This is a genomic window from Bradyrhizobium sp. 1200_D9_N1_1 (genome assembly GCF_052075915.1).
Classification (GTDB): Bacteria; Pseudomonadota; Alphaproteobacteria; order Rhizobiales; family Xanthobacteraceae; genus Bradyrhizobium; species Bradyrhizobium diazoefficiens.
On record NZ_CP197226.1, the window covers coordinates 4,932,460 to 4,950,597 of the forward strand.

The following is an 18,138-nucleotide window of genomic DNA, read 5'->3' on the forward strand; positions in this document are numbered from 1 at the left end:
GACCGGACGGTCTCGGCCGGCCGCACTTCAATCAGGATTGTGGTCGGCGAACATCTTCAGCCCGACGAAGCTGGCATCGGGCTTCGTGACGAGCCGGGTCGGGATGTTGCGCAAATAGTCCTGGAAGCGCCCCTTGGCTTCGAAGCGCGCGCGGAACGCGGAGGCCGCAAGGAACTCCGGGAAGCGCGGCACGATCCCGCCGGCGATATAGACGCCGCCGCGGGCACCGAAGGTCACCGCGAGGTTGCCCGCGACCGAGCCCAGGGTGGCGCAGAACATCTCCAGCGTCGCGCGGCTGACCGGGCAGCTGCCATCCAGGGCCGCCTTGGTGATGGCGGCCGCGTCGCGGTGCGGCACCTGGACGCCGTCGATCTCCGCGAGTGCCTCGTAGAGGCTTTGCAAGCCGGAGCCCGACAGCGCGCCGCGCTCGATGGAGACATGGCCGAAACGTCGGCGCAAGGACGCGATCACGCGTTCCTCGCGCTCGTTCTCTGCCGGCAACGTCGCGTGGCCAGCCTCGGTGACGACGGCCAGCCGCGCCCCATAGCGCTCAACCAGACAGGAGACGCCAAAGCCGGTTCCGGGCCCGACCACCAGCAACGGTTCTCCGGGGAGGCCATCTTGTCCGCCGAGCGGGATCAGATCGGCGGACCGCAAGGCGGGCAGGGACCAGGCGACCACCTCGAAATCGTTGAGCACATGGACGCTGTCGAAGCCGAGCGTTGGCTGGAGCTCGTTGCCGTCGATGACCCAGGGGCTGTTGGTCATGACGCAGCGGTTGTTGGTGACGGGGCCTGCGACGGCCAGCACGGCTCGTTGGGGCGGTTCGCCGCCGGCCCGGCGCGCCAGCACGTCGACAATGGCTTCCTGGACGGTCGGGAAGTCGGCGACCTTCACATAGTCGATCGATCCGGTCTGGTCGCCGTTGCCCGGTTCGCTTTGGCTCAGCGCAAAGCGCGCATTGGTGCCGCCGATATCGGCGAGAAGAATTTTTCCTGTCTTGCCGATACTCATGACCCTTTGGTCGCCGCGGCCTTGCCGGCCTTCGGGAACCTTTGCCTCCGCTCCTGATCCGATCCGCAGTTTGCGGACGGTTTGAGAATCCTCGCTTGATTGTGCCTAGTCAACACGGACGAGGCCAAACCGTTGCATCCTGGAGACGATCCTTGGCCGCCAGCGCGATATGGCCACACGCGATCGGCGGTTGCGAAGCCGCACCGGAAGATCGACATTGGAGGGAGCGTTCGGCGCCGGCGGAGCCGGCAAATGGAATGGGGCCTTGCGATGAAGATTTCCGACCGCGACGTGCTGCTGGTGATCGACGTGCAGAACGACTTCTGCACCGGCGGGGCACTGGCCGTGCCCGGCGGCGAGAAAGTCGTGCCAGCCATCAACCGTATCGCCCAAAAATTCGCCAATGTGGTGCTGACCCAGGACTGGCATCCGAGCGACCACGTCTCCTTCGCGGTGAATCATGCGGGCAAGCAGCCGTTCCAGACCATCGAGCTGGACTACGGCAGCCAGGTGCTCTGGCCGACGCATTGCGTGCAGGGCACGGCGGGCGCCGAATTCCATGGGGAGCTGGACGTCACCCGGGCGAGCCTGGTGGTGCGCAAGGGTTTTCGGCGCGGCATCGATTCCTATTCTGCGCTGTTCGAGAACGACCACAGGACGCCGACGGGCCTGCTCGGGTATTTGCGCGAGCGCGAGTTGAAGACCGTCTTCGTCGCGGGGCTCGCGCTCGACTTCTGCGTCCGCTTTTCGGCAGAGGACGCCCGCAAGGCCGGGTGCGAGGTCGTGGTGATCGAGGATGCCTGCCGTGGCATCGACCTCGACGGTTCTGTGGCTGCAGCCCATCGGAGTTTTGTCGAGCTCAGCATTTCCGTGATCAGCTTCGAGGCATTCCTGTGAGAATCGCGAGATAGCCATGGCGGCGAAGACAGGCAAACAGCCGGGCGGGCCGGACCATGTCCCTGGCGATCCGCTGCTGTGGCCGTTTGCGGCGGCGCGGCTCGCCATGGACGCCTGGTTCGGATGGATGGAGCGCGGGCCGGACGAGCCTGCCGACAGCAGCCTGCCGTGGACGACGCCCAACACGGTCGCGCTGGAGCTTGCGACCATGCACCTGCGCGATTGCACGAAGGACCGGTCCGGCCAGCCGGCGCTGGTCTGCGCACCCTATGCGCTGCATCGGGCCCTGATCGCCGACTTCGCGCCCGGCCACAGCGTGGTGCAGTCGCTGCAGAATGGCGGCATCGACCGGGTCTATCTCACCGACTGGCGCTCGGCCACCCCTGACATGCGCTATCTCTCGATCGACAGCTATCTTGCCGATCTCAACGTCGCCATCGACGAGATCGGCGTCCCGGTCGATCTCGTCGGCCTGTGCCAGGGTGGCTGGCTGTCGCTGCTCTATGCGGCGCGCTTTCCGGCCAAGGTGCGGCGGTTGGTCCTGGTCGGCGCTCCGGTCGACCTGTCGATCGATTCCTCGCTATCCAGGCTCGCCCGCAACGCGCCGGAGATGGTCTACGACCAGCTCGTCGCGCGTGGCGGAGGCAATGTCAGTGGCGAGGAGATGCTGCGCTTCTGGTCAAGGACGCCAAGCCGCGAGGATATCGCAGCCGCCTTGCAAGTGGGCCTATCCGACGAGGAAGGCGGGGCACTGCTCGCGCGTTTCGACCAGTGGAACGTGGAGACGCTCGATCTGCCGGGCACTTACTATCTCGAGATCGTCAACCGGATTTTCCGGGAGAACCAGATTGCCGGCGGCAACTTCGTGGCGCTCGGCCGCGCGATTGATCTGAAGGACGTCAAGGCGCCGATCTTCCTGCTGGCCGGGCTCGACGACGAAGTGGTGCCGGTGACGCAGGCGCTCGCCACCGCCGGCCTTGTCGGCACGCCGCCAGCCTTCATTGCGGCGGCCTCCGAGCCGAGCAATCACCTCGGCCTGTTCATGGGTGCGCGGACCCACGCGCATGCCTGGCCCCGGATCGCCCAGTGGCTGCGCGACGATCTGACCGGCGTCCTGGCCCGCAGCGCCTGAGCTCGCCGGCCAGAGCGAGGCGCAAATCCGTTATGCATGATGGCGAATGGCCTGCACGGAGCCGGATCGATGAGCTACATAGGCTGGAGCTGACGGCTGCGGCCGGCCGGAAAGAGATTAAAGGTACTGCGCTCGATGACTTTCCACTCGATCTACGCCCACGGATTTGCGCGCGTGGCGGCCTGCGTGACCACCTCCCACGTCGCCGATCCCTCGGCCAATGCCAAGGCCATCCTGGCGGCCGCCAATGCCTGCCACGAACAGTCGGCGGCGGTTGCCGTGTTTCCCGAGCTGTGCCTGTCCGGCTATGCGATCGAAGACCTGGTCAAGCAGGATCCGCTGCTCGACGCCGTCGAGCGCGGTCTCGCGGCCATCGTCGAGGCCTCCGATGCATTGATGACCGTCCTGATCGTCGGCGCGCCGCTGCGCTTTGGTCATCGCATCTACAATTGCGCCGTCGTCATTCATCGCGGCAACGTCCTCGGCGTGGTGCCGAAGAGTTACCTGCCGACCTACCGTGAGTTCTACGAGGGGCGGCATTTCGCCTCCGGCGCCGGCATCGCCGGAGAGACGATCGTCTTCGGCGGGCTGCATGCACCGTTCGGCGTCGATCTGCTGTTCGCGGCCGAGGACGTGCCGGGCCTCACCATCGGCGTCGAGATCTGCGAGGACATGTGGATCCCGGTGACCCCGGCCTCGGAGCTCGCGCTCGCAGGCGCCAGCGTGCTGATAAACCTCTCGGGCAGCCCGATCACGATCGGCCGGGCGCGCTCGCGCGCACTGCTGTGCCAATCGACCTCGGCGCGCTGCCTCGCGGCCTACGTCTATTCCGCCGCAGGGGCAGGGGAATCGACCACTGATCTGGCCTGGGATGGCCAGACCTCGATCTACGAGAACGGCGTGCTGCTGGCCGAGGGCGAGCGGTTCCGCCAGGGCGGCCAGATCACGTTCGCCGACGTCGATCTCGACCTGCTCAGGCAGGAACGCGCCTTGATGGGGACGTTCGACGACAACCGCCGGCAGCGCGAGGCGTTCTTCCGCAAGGTGACGTTCGCGTTGAAGCCGCCGGCCTCCGATATCGGCTTCCTGCGCAAGGTCGAGCGCTTTCCGTTCGTGCCGAGCGACGAGAGCCTGCTCGAGCAGGACTGCTACGAGGCCTACAACATCCAGGTCGCCGGCCTCGTGCAGCGCATGCGCGCGACCGGCACCAAGCGCGTCGTCATCGGCGTCTCGGGCGGGCTCGATTCCACCCACGCGCTGATCGTCGCCGCCAAGGCCGTCGACCTGCTCGGCCTGCCGCGTGAAAACATCCTCGCCTACACGATGCCGGGATTTGCCACCGGCAGCGAGAGCAAGACCAATGCGCTGGCGCTGATGAAGTCCTTGCAGACGAATTGGCAGGAACTCGACATCCGCACCACTGCAACCCAGATGCTGAAGGATATCGGCCATCCCTTCGGCAAGGGCGAGAAGGTCTACGACGTCACCTTCGAGAACGTGCAGGCGGGTCTGCGCACGGACTATCTGTTCCGCCTCGCCAACCACCACGGCGGCATCGTCATCGGAACCGGCGATCTCTCCGAGCTCGCGCTGGGCTGGTGCACCTATGGCGTCGGCGACCAGATGGCGCACTACAATGTCAATGCCGGCGTGCCGAAGACGCTGATTCAGCATCTGATCCGCTGGGTGATCGCCTCGCAGCAGTTCAGCGATGACGTCAACCGGACGCTTGCCTCGATCCTGTCGGCCGAAATCTCGCCCGAGCTGGTTCCGGTCAAGCCCGGCGAGAAACCGCAAAGCACCGAAGCCTCCGTCGGCCCCTACGAGCTCCAGGATTTCAACCTGTTCTATACGCTCCGCTTCGGCATGCGGCCGTCCAAGATCGCTTTCATGGCGCTCCAGGCGTGGAAGGATGTCGCCAAGGGCGAATGGCCGCCAGCGTTCCCGAACGATCGGCGCAAGGCCTACGAGCTTCCCGAGATCCGCCGCTGGCTCGAAGTGTTCCTGCGCCGCTTCTTCGCCTTCAGCCAGTTCAAGCGCTCGGCCATGCCGAACGGCCCGAAGGTTTCGGCCGGCGGCTCGCTGTCGCCGCGCGGCGACTGGCGTGCACCGTCGGATTCGAGCGCAGCGGCATGGCTCGAGGATCTCGACCGGAACGTACCGAACTGAATGACGCGGCGGATCGACATTGCTGGGGAGACGATCTGATGTCGGCCGGGGAAGGCTCAGAAACGGGTGAAGAGGCCAGCGTCGTCAACGGCCTTTACATCTTCGACATCGAAATGCGTGACGGCAAGCGCGGGCAGGCGCGGGGCGTGGTCGTGCTCTGCGACGGACGTATCATGGGTGGTGACAGCTATTTCTACTACACCGGCAGCTACACGTTCCGGAACGGGAAATGGCGTGGCGACATGATCGTCAACCAGCACACAGAAGCGGTCGGCCGGTCTCTCGTGTTCGGAGGCAGGGAGGTCACCTGCGGCTTTTCCGGCGATTATTTCCCCGGTGGCGCGGAAGTCGAGGGAATGGCGCTGGTCGGCAAGATCAGCGTGACGTTCACGGCGCGGCTGACGCTGAAGGATGCGATGTGAGCCGAGGGCGCCAGCCGGAGCTGCTGTGGAGTGGGTCTATGTGGGCCTAGCGATATGCTGGCAGGCTCGCGCTGAAGGAAAGCACGAGGTCCGGAGTGCCTAGGAGTCCGGACCTCGTCACCTTGCCCCAGCCTTCGATCCCCCGCCCCATGTGGTCCCCCAACCCCGTGGTGCGCGATCAGAGGGTGATGCCCTTGGAAGTGGCCGCCGATCGATGTCGCGCGATGTACGCGACATCGGAATAGGATTCCATTCCGGAGCACTACGGACACGATTCAGCTTGCTTCTGCGGCAGACTGCACGTGCCTGCATCGACGCCAGCGCCGCTGCACAACATCGATGCTGGCGACGCGCGGGATGTCCACATCTGCTCGACGCTGCGGAACATCGGTTTCACGGGCCTGTCATTGAACTGGTCTAGCGCTGCTCCCGTCATTGCTGACGGTCAAAGGAGCAAGCCATGTCGAAGCCGGTGTTGGGCGCCGCACTGTCCATCAAATCGATCCCCGCGCATCGCGACTGGCTTCTGGAACGGCAGCGCGATCTCGAGATCCAGGATTTCTTCCGCGCCGATCTCCTCGATAGCGACTGGCGCGCGACCGCCGGCGAGATCAAGCAGATGCTCGCAGGCCATACCGGTCGGCTCGGCATCCACGGGCCGTTCTGGGGTTTCAAGATCGACAGCCACGACCCGATGATCCGCCAGGCGGTGACCAAGCGCCTGCTGCAGGGGCTGGAAGCCGCCGAGTTCCTCGGCGCCACGCAGATGGTGATCCATTCGCCGTTCACGACCTGGGACCACAACAATCTCGATCTTTATCCGGACAATCGCGGCAATCTGGTCGAACGGGTCAGGGCGACCCTCGCCGAAGTGATCGCGCGTGCCGAGACGACCGGCTGCGAGATCGTCATCGAGAACATCGAGGACAAAGATCCGCGCGACCGCGTGCGCCTCGCCAAGGCGCTGGAGAGCGGCAAGGTCCGCGTCTCGCTCGACACCGGCCACGCCAACTACGCCCACATCTCCACCGGCGCGCCGCCGGTCGACTACTATGTCGAGACCGCCGGCGACATGCTGACGCATGTGCATCTCCAGGACACCGACGGCTTTGCCGACCGGCACTGGGCGCCGGGCGAGGGCAACATCCCGTGGGTCGCGGTGTTCCGCGCGCTGGGCCGGCTGACCTCGAACCCGCGGCTGATCCTCGAACTCCGCAAACACGACGACGTCCGCGCCGGCGCAGCCCATCTCGCCGCGCTTGGCCTCGCAGAATAACCGACCTCATCAAGGGCAGGGCCTATCGTCATGAGCAAACTCACCCGTCGCACCATCCTGAAATCCGGCACCGCGGCTGCGGGCACGCTGCTGCTGCCGCGCTTTGCTATCGCGCAAGGCGACAATCGTCCGTCGGTGACGATCGCCGTGCAGAAGGTGACCAACGCGAACGTGCTGGACGTGCTGCGCGAGCAGTCCAATGTCGGCGAGCGCGTGTTCTTCTCCTCGATCTGGGAGGGCCTGATTTCCAAGAACTGGCGCGGCAGCCTCGAGGCCGTGCCGGGCCTTGCGACCGAGTGGCGCCGCATCGACGACCAGACCGTCGAGGTGAAGCTGCGCCAGGGCGTCAAGTTCCACAATGGCGACGAGCTGACGGCGGAGGACGTGGTCTTCTCCTTCAGCCGCGAACGCATGTTCGGCGAGACCGAGGCCAAGAGCCGCTCCACCATCCAGGCCTTCGAGAAGATCCCGACGCCGCGTCCGGGCAAGGAACTGCCGCCCGATGTGCCCGCCGTCGCGCGCCGGATCTGGCCGGACCTCGTGCGCGTCGACGCCGTCGACAAATACACCGTGCGCTTCTACAACGCGACGCCCGACGTCACCATCGAAGGCCGGCTGTCGCGCTACGGCTCCGACATCATGAACCGCCGGGCCTGGGACGAGTCCGCAAGCTATCTCGACTGGGCGCGCAAGCCTGTTACCACCGGGCCCTACCGGGTCGTCGAGCTCAAGCCCGACGTCTCGCTGACGCTGGAAGCACACGATGAATATTGGGGCGGCCGTCCGCCGCTCAAGCGCATCCGCTTCCTCGAAGTCCCTGAAGTCGCGAGCCGCATCAACGGGCTGCTCTCGGGCGAGTACCAGTTCGCTTGCGACATCCCGCCGGACCAGATCGCCGGCATCGAGAAGAATGCGGCGTTCGAAGTGCAGGGCGGCACCATCCTCAATCACCGCCTGACCGTGTTCGACAAGAACCACGCCCAGCTCGCCAATCCGCTGGTGCGGCGCGCCTTTACCCACGCGATCGACCGCCAGGCCATCGTCGACAGCCTGTGGGCCGGCCGCACCCGCGTGCCGAAGGGCCTGCAGTGGGAATTCTACGGCGACATGTTCAATGCCGACTGGAACGTGCCGGCCTATGATCCGAAGCTCGCGCAGGACCTGCTGAAGCAGGCCAACTACAAGGGCGATCCGATCCCGTATCGCCTGCTCAACAACTACTACACCAACCAGGTCGCGACCGCGCAGGTCCTGGTCGAGATGTGGAAGTCGGTCGGCCTCAACGTCCAGATCGAGACCAAGGAGAACTGGTCGCAGATCATGGAACGTGCGCCCACGCGCGCCGTGCGCGACTGGTCGAACTCGGCCGCCTTCAACGATCCCGTCTCCTCGCTGGTCGCCCAGCACGGGCCGAACGGCCAGCAGCAACAGATCGGCGAGTGGACCAACGCCGAGCTGAACACGCTTTCGGAGTTCTTGGAAACCTCGACCGACCGCGCGGCGCGCAAGAAGGCGTTCCGCCGCATGCTGGAGATCGCCGAGCGCGAGGACCCCGCCTACACGGTGCTGCATCAGAACGCGACCTTCACGGCCAAGCCGAAATCGATCAAGTGGAAGGCATCGCCCGCCTTCGCGATGGATTTCCGCGCCGGCAATTTCGAGGCCTGAGGTGTCGCCGCTGGTCAGCATTGAAGGCCTGAGCGTCGCCTTCAACGGCGTGCCGGTGCTGCGTGGCGTCGATCTCACCCTGCGCAAGGGCGAGGCCCTCGGCCTCGTCGGGGAATCCGGCTCCGGCAAGTCGGTGACGTGGCTTGCCGCGCTGGGCCTGCTGCCGCGGCATGCGCGGGTCCTGGGCTCGGTGCGGCTCGACGGGCACGAGCTCCTGGGCGCGCCCGCGGTTGAACTCGATCGGGTCCGGGGCGGGCGGGTCGCCATGATCTTCCAGGATCCGGCGAGCGCGCTCAACCCGGTGCTGACCATCCGCAAGCAGCTCTGCGAGGCCCTGGCGCTGCATCGCGATCTCTCTGGAGAAGCGGTGAAAGCCGAAGCGCGACGGCTGCTCGATCTCGTCGGCATTCCCGACGCAGGCCGGCGGCTGTCCGCCTATCCGCATGAATTCTCCGGCGGTCAGGTGCAGCGCATCATGATCGCGATGGCGCTCGCCGGAAATCCCGACCTGCTGATTGCGGACGAGCCGACCACCGCGCTCGACGCCACCATTCAAGCCCAGATCCTGGAGCTGCTCTCGTCGATCCGCCGCGAGATGAGCATGGCGATGGTCCTGATTAGCCACGACCTCGGCGTCGTCGCCGAGAATTGCGACCGCGTCGCCGTGATGTATGCCGGCCGCATCATCGAGGAGGCGCCGGCCAACCAGCTCTTCGCCGATCCCGTGCATCCCTACGCACAAGGCCTGATCGGCGCGCTGCCGCCGCTCGACGGTCCGCGCCGGCGCCTCACCGCCATTCCCGGCACGGTGCCCGATCCCGCGAGTATGCCTGATGGCTGTGCGTTCGCGCCGCGTTGCGCGTTGGCGGCCGGGCCGTGCGGCCTCGCCGCGCCGAGCCTGGCACCGATCACGAACGACCGCGCGGTCGCGTGCATCCGGGCCGAGGCCTCGCGCCGCGCACTGCTTGGGATCGCCGCCGAATGAGCGCGCCGCTCGTCGAAGTGTCCGCGATCTCGCGCAGCTACAGCATGCGTTCCGGGATGTTCGGCCGGAGCACGGCCGTCCATGCGGTCGATGGCGTCTCGCTGGCCATCCCCAAGGGCGAAACGCTGGGCCTCGTCGGCGAGTCCGGCTCGGGTAAATCCACCACGGGTCGCATCGTGCTCGGCCTCGAGCCGCCCGATCGCGGCGAGGTGCGGTTTGACGGCAAGCCCATGGCAGCGCCTGGCACGCAGGCGTGGCGCGCGCAGCGGGCGCGCATGCAGATGATCTTCCAGGATCCATTGGGAGCGCTGGACCGGCGCTTGCCGGTCGCGACACAGATCCGCGAGCCCTTGGACATTCATGGCCTCGGTACGCCGGGCGAACGCGATGAGCGGGTGCGCGAATTGCTGCAGGCGGTCGAACTGACGCCTGCGCATGGCGCGCGCTATCCCGGCGCACTCTCGGGCGGACAACGCCAGCGCATCGTGCTGGCGCGGGCGTTGGCGACAAAACCTGATTTCCTCGTCTGCGACGAGCCGGTCAGCGCGCTCGATGTCTCGATCCAGGCGCAGGTGGTGAATTTGCTCGCCGATCTTCAGGGACAGCTTGGTCTCACGCTGCTCTTCATCAGCCACGACCTGCGCGTCGTCCGCCAGATCAGCAATATCGTCGCCGTGATGTATCTCGGCCGCATCGTCGAGATCGGCAGCGCCGACGATCTCTTTGCGCGGCCGGAGCATCCCTATACGCAGGCACTCGTCTCGGCCTCGCCGGCGCCGGGCCGCCGCAGCGCGGGCCGCATCGTACTGGCGGGCGATCCGCCGAACCCGGCCGCGCGCCCCCGAGGCTGCGCCTTCCATCCGCGTTGCCCGCGCGCGATCGCGCGCTGCGCGAGCGAGGTGCCGGCGCTCTCGGCCGTCGGCGGTGACAGGCAGGTCGCCTGCCACCTCGTCACGGGCGCCCAAACGCGGGACGCCGCGTGATGGGACGCTATTTCGCCATTCGCATCGGACGCGCGGCGCTGACGATCGTGCTCGTCGTCACCTTCGCCTTCGTCGTGCTGCGGCTGTCAGGCGATCCGGCCCTGATGATTTTGGGACCGGAAGCGCCGCCGGAGGTGATCGCTGCATTCCGCAAGGCGTGGGGGCTGGATGATCCCATCTGGTTCCAGTATCTCGATTACTTCAGCGCCATCGCGCGAGGCGAGCTCGGCCGCTCCATGCGCGACGGCCGTCCCGCGATCCAACTCGTCCTTGAGCGGATCCCCGCAACATTGGCGCTGACGCTGCCGGCGTTCTTCTTCAAGGTCGCGCTCGGCGTTCCCGCCGGCATCTACGCCGCGCTGCATCGCGGCTCTGCGATCGACCGTGCCGTGATGATGACGGCGGTCGCCGGGTTCACCGTGCCGAGTTTTGTCCTTGCGCTGCTGCTCGTGCTCGTCTTCGCCGTGCAGCTGGGCTGGCTGCCGTCGGGCGGGCAGGACAGCTGGCGTCACGCGATCCTGCCGATCGCGACGCTGAGCCTTGGCGGCGCAGCGGTGCTGGCGCGCTTCACCCGCAGCGCGATGCTGGAGGTGCTGGGCCAGCCCTATATCCGTACGGCTTCCGCCAAGGGTGTGCCGTGGCGCAGGGTGGTGACCTCGCATGCGCTGCCAAATGCGGCGATCCCGACCGTCACCATTCTCGGCTTCATGGTGGGAACGCTGATCGCGGGCGCCGTCGTGGTCGAGAGCGTGTTTTCGTGGCCGGGGGTAGGGCGCCTGCTTGTCGTCGCCGTCGCCAACCGCGACCTCGCGGTCGTGCAATGCATCCTGCTGCTGGTTGCGTTGACCATGGTCACGTCGAACCTGGTCGTCGACTTCCTCTACGGCTTCCTCGATCCGCGGCTGCGCGCCAAGGGAGCGCATGCATGACCGACGCGACGCTGAAGGACACCGAAGCGTTTTCAAGCGAAGTGGACACCGGTTCGCGTAGAGAAAACGCGTCAAAACTGGAATCTAGAGCCCCGTTCCGATTTCATCGGAACGGAAAGGGCTCTAGCGTCCGCCGCCGCATCAGCCTGCCGGCGATCCCGGTGTCTGTCGCGCTTGCGGTCACCTGGATCGTCGCGATGCTGGTGATTGCGGCCTTCGCCGAGAAGATCGCGCCCTATGGCTACACCCAGCTCGACCTGCGCAATCGTCTGGCGTCGCCCGGCAATGTCGCGCACTGGCTCGGCACCGACGAGCTTGGCCGCGACGTGCTGTCGCGCCTCCTCGTCTCGATCCGCATCTCGCTCCTGATCGCCTTCGGCGCCACCGCGATCTCGGCGATTGTCGGCACCACGCTCGGCTTTTTCGCCGCGCATTTCCGCGGGACCGTCGAGCAGCTCGTGCTGATGCTGACCGATTTCCAGGCCAGCATGCCCTTCCTGATCATGGCGCTGGCCGTGCTCGCCTTCTTCGGCAATTCGCTGCCGCTGCTGATCGGCCTGATGGGCCTGTTCGGCTGGGAGCGCTACGCCCGCATCGCGCGGGGACTGGCCATCTCCGCCAACGCCCAAGGCTATGCCGCCGCGGTCCGTCAGCTCGGCGCGACGCCGTCGCGGATTTACCTCCGGCACATCCTGCCCAACATCGCCTCGACCCTGATCGTGTCGACGACGCTGGTCTTCCCCGAGGTGATCCTGATGGAGTCGGGCCTGTCCTTCCTCGGCCTCGGCGTGCAGCCGCCGATGACCAGCCTCGGCAACATGGTCGGCTACGGCCGCGAATACCTTACCCGGGCGCCCTGGATCATGCTGGCGCCGGCGACCACCATCGTCGTCACCACGCTGGCGGTCTCCGTGATCGGCGACTGGCTGCGCGACCGGCTCGATCCCACTCTGCAATAGCGCGACTGGCGAGAGGCGAGCGCCGAACTACCCGAGCTTCTAGCTCGGGATATCGAGCTTCCTGCCGCGCCCGAGCGCGAATTGACCGACCGGGCCTTCTATATGGAATTCCAGCTCCGTCATTGTCGCGAACAGGTCGATGTTGGTGCTCCCGATGGCGCAGCCGCCGAGGTCCATATCGGTCGCGGCCAGGTAAAACGTCTGGATCAGGCTGCCGACATCCTTCAGGATCAACGAATATGCGATTGAGCTGTATTTCCAGGAGACCCGCCCAAAGCGCGCCGCGATCGTGATCAGGATTTGTGGCTGACCCGGCGCGTCCATGGCGAACTGGGCTGCCACCGCGTGCGCCTGGAGTTGTTGGGTGGAGGCGCTGATCGCCACCAGCGCGTGGCTCCCTGCATCGTAGTGGTAGAGTCCGCGCGCAAGTCCTTCGCAGTTCGAGACCGTCAGGTACAATTCCAGCTCGTAGGCGCTGCCCGCCGACGGATATGGCCTCGTGCTGTAGGTGACGTCGGGACCGCCGTCAAAATACGGGCCGCTCTTCCATTCGGACACGACGCGCGCGGTGGTGTCGAGAAACTGTGCGAGTTCGCCGAGCGTGACAGGATTCTTGTCGTCGAAATCTCGTGTTGAATGGCGTTCGCGCAACAGCTTCGGGAAGAGAGAGATCGGCTCCGGGGAGGAGAATTTGCGTAGGTCGATCTTGCTGCCGGGCCAGGGCGGGCGCACCGCAGGCAGCGGCGGAACGATGCTCGCATAGGTGAAAGCGGCGCCGACCGGATTGGCTTGCCGCCCCTCCGTGCTCCGCGTGTGAAACACCAGGTCATGGAAATCCCAGAGAACGAGATTGCCGTCGCCTTCATTCACTCGCAGGCCTTGTCCGTCTTTCGCATCGAGCTTGAGCAGGATCCGGCTTTCCACCAACAGTTCGAGCAGACAGAGATTGAAAGTGGCTGCCTTCCGGTTGAGCTTGCCGATCTTCTGAGGCTGCGACAGCGCAGCAAGGGTGGCGGCGACGGCGGGATCGCCAATCCGGAACAGCGCGCCGGCGCGTGGCGATTCCAGAACCATCTCATTGCCGCGCCGGCGCAGATAGGCAAAGCGTGACAACACAATGGTATCACGGTTGCCCAGCTTCGCGCGTCGCGGCCAGTATTCGGGGACTTGAGGCTCGATGACCACGAGGTCCCGCTCGTCGCACGAGGAGGCGAGGCGGTATTCCAGAAGCCCCTGCCGGGCCAAGCGGTGTACCAGGGCGTCGACGTCTCTCGCGACGGCGCTCTTGCCTGCAAAGGACGCGAGCGGAAGGCCGGTGCTCAGATGTCGCGCGCGGTCTATCGCGGCCTTACTGAATTGTCCGAGGTTGACGGAATAGTCGCCCAGAAAGGCGACGAGGTTTCCGTCCGGCTGCATCTGGAGGGAGAAGCGATGGCTCAATCGGGCAGCAATGTCTGGCGCGATCTTCCTGGTCGGCTTTTTCCGGGGAGCGCGCACGAAAGGGCAACCCTTCAGGTGTGTGGGAGGAACGAAGTCAGATCGCTTTCCAGTCGCGGCCGGTCCAACAATCCGAGCTTCACCGGCACATCGTAAAGGCGGCCCGGTGCGAAGCGGCGATAGAAATGACGCAAGCCGGGAACGAGCACTCTGACGACCGGAACCTCGACGTCGGGACGTGTCTGGTCGAGGACGAGGAAATCGTAGCCTGCACGGGCGGCGATCTCGACGCAGGCAATGACCTGGTCACGCGTATTGTCGTGGAGCTTGAGGCTCGGCGCCGGGGGGACGATCGGGCGGTCGCTCGGTGTCAGGAACGGGTAGTTTTCCAGGCGCAGCGGCGTGACACCGTCAAGGGTCGGCTTCTCGCCGCTTGCGCCGCCCATCATGCCGACGGACATAAATTGGGTCAGTTCGGTGAGGGAGCGCAGCAGGGCTATGTGGCGGTCGAAATGCGCGCCGGAACCGAACTCGATATTTTCGTGTCCATTCTGCATCCAGTGCATGATAGCCACGTAAGTCGGAATGCCGAGGTCGGTGGTGACATCGAGCACCCACAGCTTGCGCCCGGCATCCGCAAATTGAGCCTGGAGATCCCGGACATAGAAATCGTCGAATTGCTCGAGATCGACCGCGGCGCGCTGCACCTGATTATACCACCAGATCGCGTAGGCATCGCGCTCGATCAGTTCCAGGAAGCCCTGAACGATGGCTTCGTCGCGGGTATTACCGGCCGCGCAGCCGTTGGAATCCGTATGAAAGCCGCCATAGAAGAAGTACAGCAGGCCGGTCGGCAGATATTTGAAGCGTTTGTCGCGCAACGATGAGACCGGCGACCACTCGGTCCTCGTCGAGGGATCGAACGGCTCGGGAACCGGATGGGGATCGTCCGGCTGCTGGAGAAACCTGTTCTTGAACTGTGTTTCGCTGAAGAGCTGGACGTCGTTGGGAAGAAGCGCGTCGCCGGGCGCGAAATCGACAAAGCGGCGCGTCGTCCTGATCTCATCGCCTTGGAAAATGCCCGAATAGCGTTCGATCGATTCCATCAGCGCGCTGGCCTCGCCCTGCTCGGCAGTCGAGCCCTTGCCAAAGCTGCCCCCGCTCAATCCGGACCTGAGCTGGTCGATGCTGTGGGCCGGCGCGGAGAAATTATGCTGGGCGAAGTAATTGGTGTTCATCGGCAGATCGGCCTCGATCCGCTCAAGCCGCGTGACCACGCCGGTCAGCGGGCTCACATGCTTGCGGAAGCGCGACACCGTGGCCCGCGACGTCATGGTGCGATATCCACCGCTGGTCATGACGAGCTTCTTGCCTTCGGCGATCTCGACCAGGGCCGGGGATCGGCGCGGGTTGTGCAGCTTCTTGCTGCCGCAGGTTGGGCATTGCGGGCGTCGCGCGACATAGTGCTTTGCGATGACGGCGCCGGCCAGGTCGAAGCTTGCGATGTGATCGCGCAGATCAGTGCGAAAGCCCGAGGCGATTGCCTTGGCGATCTCGACGGCTGCGAAATGGATTGCGGTCCGTCCGACGGGATGGTTGACGAGCGGCGATATGGCGACCGCACGCGCCGGTCCCCGGTCAAGAAACCCCTTGATCTCCCTGTTGCGGATCATGCGATCGAACAGGCAAGTCCAGCACGAGCTTTCGCCCGGTTTGAACATGGGCCCGACCAGCGGAAACGCGCCGGACGGCTGCACCAACAGCCAATGCGTCTTGCCGGCTACGCGTTCCTGGTTCAGTTCGGCGAGCCGGCGGTCAAGATAATCGTTCACCAGCGTGATCGTGAGCTTTGGCGAGCGCTTGGCGATTTGAACGCCGAGCCTACTCAAGGCCGCGGTCAGCTCCTTGGCGCCTTTGACGTCAATCGACTCGATCTGCACGGAGCAACTGCGAAGATTTTGCTCCGCGACTTCCGGAGACAGGCCGAGGCTTGCCCAAAAACCGCCGACGGCTTCGTCGAATGCTGGCGATACCCGCGCAACGACATATCGGCGATCGAGGAGCCGCTTGATCGCCTCCTCGATCTTGTCGGCCGGGAAGCGCTTCGAAAGCTGGCGAATGATCGCCGGCCTGGCGTTGCCATGTTCTCCGATCGCGGTGGCCAAGGCGCAGTAGAGTTCGCCGTGCAGGAAGAACTTGCGATCCTCGGAATAGAGGCAAACCGCATCGGGAGGCAGTAAGTAGGCGGTGAAGTTCGGTGCAAATCGGAGGAGGTCTTTGCGGGTCTGCCGCGGGACGCGGGTCTTGCTATTGGCATTCATTGCGTCAGCACGCCGATCCGGTTGCCGTTACGTCAGATCGCCGGCGCAAGATGGATCGTCGTGCCCGCGCGCTGGTATTTTCCCAGAGAGTTGAAACAAATTCGCCCGTCACCGGCAAGCCATCGATGCAAGCGCCGTAGAGAAACCAAGCATTTGGCCGGCCGTGACAAAGGGGCCGGCCAATGAGATATGTCGGCTTGTGGACAGGCGTTCCGGAACGCGCCGAGGCCTAGCACCAGCGGCAGCGCCCCCACGATGCGCAGCAACCCGCGCATGATACGGCGCACCCTACAACACCAACAGCACATCCAGCACACCGGCAACCGACGCCACATCGGCAACCGCGGCAACCTCGACAGCCTCTGCAGCCGCGGCAACCACCGCATCCGCGCCATGCCAACTGCACGCGGCTACCGACGTTTTCCTTGTCGAAGAGATGGAAGGTGGCGAGGCTGACGTCGGCCATTTCCTCTTCATCGAGCGTGATTGCCTGACCCGGTACAAGGTTCGGCATATGCTGTACGTCGGGTGCCGGCACGGCCGATGCCGATGCGCCTCCCGCTAGCGAAAAAGTCAGGCCTGCCGCCCCGAACGCAGGCACGGCGACTTTGGTTACTCGCTTCTTCGTTTTAGAAGATCGCTTCGCCTGCCGCATGGTCGAACCTCCGTGCATTGCAAGAAGCATCCCAGCCGCGCTAACTCTACGCCCGGAAAATAGGGCAGGCAACAATTGCGCGCCCAAAAGCGTGGCGCCGCACGTTCAGAGTGTATTCATCTTCATGAACAGCATTGGCCCGACCCGTTGACACAGGGCATCACCGATCCACGTACATGGCGGGCGCGCACGGAGTGCAGCTTGGTGCGGTGCCGCAATCGCATCCAGGCTTGAACGGAGAGATCGGCGTGGCAGATCAACTCGGACGTTTCGCTTGGTACGAACTCCTGACCACGGATGTCGCGGCAGCAGGCGCATTTTATCGCAAGGCGGTCGGCTGGGGTTTGAAGGATGAGTCGACTCCGAAGCTGGCTTACACGGTGGTTCGCAGCGGCAGCGTTCCGGTCGGCGGACTTTTGGATATCCCGGACGAGGGGCGGAGATTGGGGGCAACGCCGAGATGGATGGGTTACGTCGCCGTCGATGACCTGGACGGGACCGCCGCACAGATCAGGCGTCTCGGAGGCACGATCTTTGTGCCGCCGACCGACACCAACATTGGCCGAATAGCAGTCGTTGCCGATCCGCAGAAGGCGACGTTCGGTCTGATCGAGGAACCGACACATGGCCGATCGAAGCCGGGCGGGCTGGACGAGCCGGGGCGCGTCGGTTGGCACGAGCTATTGGCCGGCGACCGGACCGTGATCTTCGATTTCTACAGAGCATTATTTGGTTGGCAGAAGGCCGACGCTCAAGCCGATCCAGCGGACTGGTATCAATTGTTTTCGGCGGACGGACAAACGGTCGGCGGCATGCTGACGAAACTTCCGAGCGTAGCGCAGCCATGCTGGCTGCATTACTTCAATGTCGACGACATCGGCGCTGCGACTAAGCAGGTGAATGCCGGTGGAGGCCGGATCCTCCAAGGTCCGATCGAATTGCCCGATGGCTGCTGGATCGCACGATGTGTCGATCCCCAGGGCGCCCTGTTTGCACTGCAGGGGGCCCGAGGTCAGGCGGGCATCGAGCCATCCTCGGCCTCGGAAGTCGGGTGGTCCGCCAAGTGGGGCGACGTTGCCTCACAGGGGAGAATTGTGCTGCCCAAGCCGAAGCGCTAGCTACAGCGTCTGCCCGGCGCCGGCGCGTCCTTCCAATAGGCCGCGCCGGGAGCAGGGGAGGCCTGCGAAAGACCGATCCGGCCCTGTCCGGCCCAAGTTCCCGTTGCGCCAGCCGACCCCGTGCGCTATCCGGCCGGAAAGGCCTGAGGCGGCTTCCATTTTCCCGCCGGCCA

14 protein-coding genes are annotated in these 18,138 nt (G+C 65.1%); 11 read left to right on the top strand and 3 right to left on the bottom strand.

Annotated features, from left to right (window positions below):
- Positions 1-27 precede the first annotated feature (27 nt).
- The gene (gene glk / locus AB5K84_RS23795; RefSeq protein WP_011087321.1) at positions 28-1,014 is read right to left on the bottom strand and encodes a glucokinase; all 987 of its coding nucleotides are present in this window, start codon (positions 1,012-1,014) and stop codon (positions 28-30) included.
- 252 nt (positions 1,015-1,266) lie between these two features.
- On the opposite strand from glk, the gene pncA reads away from it, so the two are divergent.
- The 10 genes from pncA (at position 1,267) to AB5K84_RS23845 (ending at position 12,434) form a co-directional block, all read left to right on the top strand.
- The gene (pncA, locus tag AB5K84_RS23800) at positions 1,267-1,911 is read left to right on the top strand and encodes a bifunctional nicotinamidase/pyrazinamidase (protein WP_011087320.1); all 645 of its coding nucleotides are present in this window, start codon (positions 1,267-1,269) and stop codon (positions 1,909-1,911) included.
- 16 nt (positions 1,912-1,927) lie between these two features.
- Positions 1,928-3,043, top strand: coding sequence for an alpha/beta fold hydrolase (locus AB5K84_RS23805; protein ID WP_011087319.1), 1,116 nt, complete (start codon positions 1,928-1,930; stop codon positions 3,041-3,043).
- A gap of 135 nt (positions 3,044-3,178) precedes the next feature.
- Positions 3,179-5,212 carry an NAD(+) synthase gene (locus AB5K84_RS23810; RefSeq protein ID WP_011087318.1) on the top strand — a complete coding sequence of 678 codons (2,034 nt, stop codon included), beginning with the start codon at positions 3,179-3,181 and terminating at the stop codon, positions 5,210-5,212.
- A 38-nt stretch (positions 5,213-5,250) separates the two neighbouring features.
- Complete coding sequence (locus AB5K84_RS23815) at positions 5,251-5,634, top strand: GrlR family regulatory protein (RefSeq protein ID WP_038967432.1); 384 nt, start codon at positions 5,251-5,253, stop codon at positions 5,632-5,634.
- Positions 5,635-6,094: 460 nt separating this feature from the next.
- On the top strand, positions 6,095-6,910 hold the full coding sequence (locus AB5K84_RS23820) for a sugar phosphate isomerase/epimerase family protein (RefSeq protein WP_011087316.1): 816 nt from the start codon (positions 6,095-6,097) through the stop codon (positions 6,908-6,910).
- A 30-nt stretch (positions 6,911-6,940) separates the two neighbouring features.
- Positions 6,941-8,578: an ABC transporter substrate-binding protein gene (locus AB5K84_RS23825; protein ID WP_011087315.1), complete on the top strand. Its 1,638-nt coding sequence runs from the start codon at positions 6,941-6,943 to the stop codon at positions 8,576-8,578.
- Between the two features lies 1 nt (position 8,579).
- The gene (locus AB5K84_RS23830) at positions 8,580-9,563 is read left to right on the top strand and encodes an ABC transporter ATP-binding protein (RefSeq protein ID WP_011087314.1); all 984 of its coding nucleotides are present in this window, start codon (positions 8,580-8,582) and stop codon (positions 9,561-9,563) included.
- Positions 9,560-10,546 (top strand): ABC transporter ATP-binding protein, encoded by a 987-nt coding sequence (locus AB5K84_RS23835; RefSeq protein ID WP_011087313.1) that lies wholly within the window; start codon positions 9,560-9,562, stop codon positions 10,544-10,546. Before AB5K84_RS23830 ends, AB5K84_RS23835 begins: the two co-directional genes overlap by 4 nt.
- Positions 10,546-11,475 carry an ABC transporter permease gene (locus AB5K84_RS23840; protein ID WP_038967433.1) on the top strand — a complete coding sequence of 310 codons (930 nt, stop codon included), beginning with the start codon at positions 10,546-10,548 and terminating at the stop codon, positions 11,473-11,475. The genes AB5K84_RS23835 and AB5K84_RS23840 overlap by 1 nt, the downstream gene beginning before the upstream one ends.
- Complete coding sequence (locus AB5K84_RS23845) at positions 11,472-12,434, top strand: ABC transporter permease (RefSeq protein WP_011087311.1); 963 nt, start codon at positions 11,472-11,474, stop codon at positions 12,432-12,434. The genes AB5K84_RS23840 and AB5K84_RS23845 overlap by 4 nt, the downstream gene beginning before the upstream one ends.
- 39 nt (positions 12,435-12,473) lie before the next feature.
- On the opposite strand, the gene AB5K84_RS23850 is transcribed toward AB5K84_RS23845, so the two are convergent.
- Together AB5K84_RS23850 and AB5K84_RS23855 are read right to left on the bottom strand one after the other, a co-directional pair.
- On the bottom strand, positions 12,474-13,850 hold the full coding sequence (locus AB5K84_RS23850) for a SagB/ThcOx family dehydrogenase (RefSeq protein ID WP_038967434.1): 1,377 nt from the start codon (positions 13,848-13,850) through the stop codon (positions 12,474-12,476).
- A gap of 95 nt (positions 13,851-13,945) precedes the next feature.
- Entirely contained in the window at positions 13,946-16,192 is a 2,247-nt protein-coding gene (locus AB5K84_RS23855) for a TOMM precursor leader peptide-binding protein (RefSeq protein ID WP_011087309.1), read from the bottom strand.
- A 903-nt stretch (positions 16,193-17,095) separates the two neighbouring features.
- On the opposite strand from AB5K84_RS23855, the gene AB5K84_RS23860 reads away from it, so the two are divergent.
- The gene (locus AB5K84_RS23860; protein WP_231166481.1) at positions 17,096-17,965 is read left to right on the top strand and encodes a VOC family protein; all 870 of its coding nucleotides are present in this window, start codon (positions 17,096-17,098) and stop codon (positions 17,963-17,965) included.
- The last annotated feature ends 173 nt before the right edge of the window (positions 17,966-18,138 follow it).